Below are 2,851 nucleotides of genomic sequence, written 5' to 3' on the forward strand. Positions count from 1 at the left end.
CACCCGCGCGCAACCAGAATGGCTACCGCAGCTACGATAAAAGCAACATCCACGAGCTCAAATTCATCCGCCGCGCACGCGATCTGGGCTTCACGGTGGAGCAGATCTCAGGGCTCATGCATCTGTGGCGTGACCGCAGCCGCGCCAGTTCCGACGTCAAGCGCATCGCGCTGGAGCATGTTGCGGCACTCGAGGCCAAGCGCCGCGAGATCGAGGAAATGGCCAGCACCTTGAAGCACTTGGCTGCCAATTGTCATGGCGATGGCAGGCCCGACTGTCCGATCATCGAAAGCCTGGCGGATGGCTGCTCGCATGACAGCCCGACCCATCTCGGCAAGGGCTTCGAGAAGCTGCGCTGAGGGTGTTTTTCAAAGCTGTGTGGGAATAGGTTCAATATCGCTTCTTGAGGATGAACCAATAGTTTCCCTGCAGTGGGAGAGAGTCAGTGACACGGCCCCCGTTGCGGATCACAGATTCGAGGACGAAGTGGGGACTTTGAAATAGATAAAAATCAAGAAATTCCTCTGTAATGAGTAGCTGTCTCTGAATCTCCGCGTACTCTCCATCTCGCCCCGTCTGTCGCAGACGTACAACATCGTGGCAAACCTGCCTGCGTAAATCGTAATCGAGTAACTCAAATGCGATTTCGAAAGACTTCCCCTCATGCAAAAAGTCCCAGCTCTGGCAGTAGAAAATCGGGCGCGCCTCACTGACCGTCAATTGTAGGGCAAGGCGTCCATTCTCCCGAAGGCTTCTGGCAGAACTCGACAGAAACTTTATAAACTGAGTAACATCGTTGCAATATCTCGCGCTGTTCATAGCGGCGAATATCAAGTCATAGGTATCGGGAGAACAGAGTTCTCCGAATTCCGCAACATGACAGCGACCTAGGGCAAGTTTCTGAGACTTGCAGAATTGAATGCAGTTGTGCGAGGCATCGTACCCGTCGACCACAAAACCCATATCTGTTAATGGCTTCATTAGGCGGCCCCATCCGCACCCAGCATCAAGTATCTGGGCTTCCTGCGGGACCAAAGAAGATAGAAGAGTAAGTTCTTCTTCCGGGTCCCACGCGAATGCGCTCCTACACAGCTCCACCTGATCAAAGAGTGTATCTGCCTCCTTGGGGAGGTATTGCATCTTTCTGAGTTCATCTAAGTGGTCGAAACTGTAAAGCCCATCGGGTGTCCGCTGAATGGCAGCGGGACCGTTTCGACCCAAGAAGACCGTGTCCGCGAACCTATTGTAGAGATCCACGTCTGAACGGCATCGATACATCTCGCCCGATGTGCCTGCGACCCACTTCATTGGACGGCCAAGGAGCAAATACGTTTGAACAACTCAAACACGAAACTATCCTCGACATCAGAGTGACTAGATGGGCGGGACCACTCAACCAAGTCGACACCACATATGGTAGGACGCGCGCTGTCAATCCACTCAAAGAAGATCTCGACGTCTTGGTCGTTGTCCTTAGGAATAGGAAAATTGACCGACGGAACACGATTGGGGGAATAGCAGTCCACATCAAAGCTGATGTACAACGGCAGGGTTAGATCAATCGCTTCGAGCTCGCGCTTCGTTGAGGGCTGTTGTTTTTCATCGCGGTTGCCGAAGTGGTGGACGGAGAGTCCGGGCACTTCAGCCAGATGATGAAAGAGCGTGTAGTTTGTCAGAAAAGGCACCTTGTGCCTATCGTGATGAGCGTCCACTTGAATAATCGTCATTTTGCCGAGCAGAGAGCTTGTTGCAAGGATCGACGAATAGCTGCAACTATGATCGCCTCCCACAACGACAAAGGGTTCGCCCTTGCCGACGCAGCGGCGCACAGAGTGGTAAATATGGAAATCGAGTAGCTCGCCGAAGCTTCGTGGAAAGTATTCATGCTTGCAGTCAGTGAGTTCCGAAGCCCGCATCATTCTGAGCAGCGTACTGCACCCGATATCAGTTCCGGATAAATCTGATCGTCCGTCCAATGGTGCAAAGATTATTTTTGGACGTGCAGCGAGACTCATTTGAACTGTGCATACTGCTGCCGGAAGTCCACAAACATAGGGCCTCCATTTTTATGAATGTTACAGGAGACGAAGTCGGGACTGTCTAGCTCTCCACTGTCAAAATAGGCATTGGAGCGGCATCCACCTCGGCAAGTGGAGCCTGCTTTGCAGAACGAGGTGTTGCGGCAATTCAAACCGCGACTTCCGGTGAACAATGGGTGATTGTACCAGGCGTCTCGTAGGTTTGTGTCTCTAACATTTGGTCCCGCAAACCGATACTCCTCACGAGAGGTCATGGTTGGGCATAGGCATAGCTCTCCGTATGCCGTCACATAGACCAGGGAGTGAGCCACGCCGCAGTGAGGTTCTATTCTTTCGTTGGGTTTGGCTGGTGTCTCGCACACACGTCTTACCATCGCTTCCGATGTCAAGTGTTGCGCGACGACCTGATAAAAGTCAGAAGGACTGAGCGCTAATTGCTCTTCTTTCTCTCGGCCCGACGGAGCAAGTCGGTCCAAAAACGGGGTGAATCCAAACTCGCTTTGGAACCAGTTTATTGACTCCGCAATGTGGCCTGTGTTGAGTCTGTGCACCATGAGGACGCAACTCACCCGAAAGCCCGCATCCATAGCTCGCCTGAGTCCTGATATGGTGCGGGCCCATGATCCGGGCTGACCACGGGCCTGATCGTGAACGTCCGAAAGGTGAGAATCGAGGGATACCTGAATGAGGCCAATAGGGAATCGGGTGAGATACTCCACGTTCTTCGCGGTCAGCGGCGTACCGTTTGTATGTATTGATACCTGGAGACCGAGTTCCTGTGTGACGCGAAGAAGTTCACGCCACTGGGGATG

The 2,851-nt window shown here is 52.9% G+C and carries 3 protein-coding genes; 1 reads left to right on the top strand and 2 read right to left on the bottom strand.

Translation table 11 applies throughout. From position 1 onward, the window contains the following. On the top strand, nucleotides 1-359 hold a 359-nt coding region (locus WCJ41_RS21190; protein ID WP_336907824.1), incomplete at its 5' end, for a MerR family DNA-binding protein. Nucleotides 360-390: 31 nt separating this feature from the next. On the opposite strand, the gene WCJ41_RS21195 is transcribed toward WCJ41_RS21190, so the two are convergent. Continuing rightward, nucleotides 391-1,257, bottom strand: coding sequence for a class I SAM-dependent methyltransferase (locus tag WCJ41_RS21195; protein ID WP_336907825.1), 867 nt, complete (start codon nucleotides 1,255-1,257; stop codon nucleotides 391-393). A gap of 47 nt (nucleotides 1,258-1,304) precedes the next feature. Next, complete coding sequence (locus WCJ41_RS21200) at nucleotides 1,305-2,015, bottom strand: arginase family protein (RefSeq protein WP_336907826.1); 711 nt, start codon at nucleotides 2,013-2,015, stop codon at nucleotides 1,305-1,307. Nucleotides 2,016-2,851: the final 836 nt, after the last annotated feature.

The sequence above is a fragment of the Aestuariivirga sp. genome (assembly GCF_037139295.1).
GTDB lineage: Bacteria > Pseudomonadota > Alphaproteobacteria > Rhizobiales > Aestuariivirgaceae > Aestuariivirga.

Coding starts and splice junctions, on each gene's coding strand:
- WCJ41_RS21200 (WP_336907826.1), bottom strand. CDS start 2,015: ATGAGTCTCGCTGCACGTCCAAAAATAATCTTTGCACCATTGGACGGA.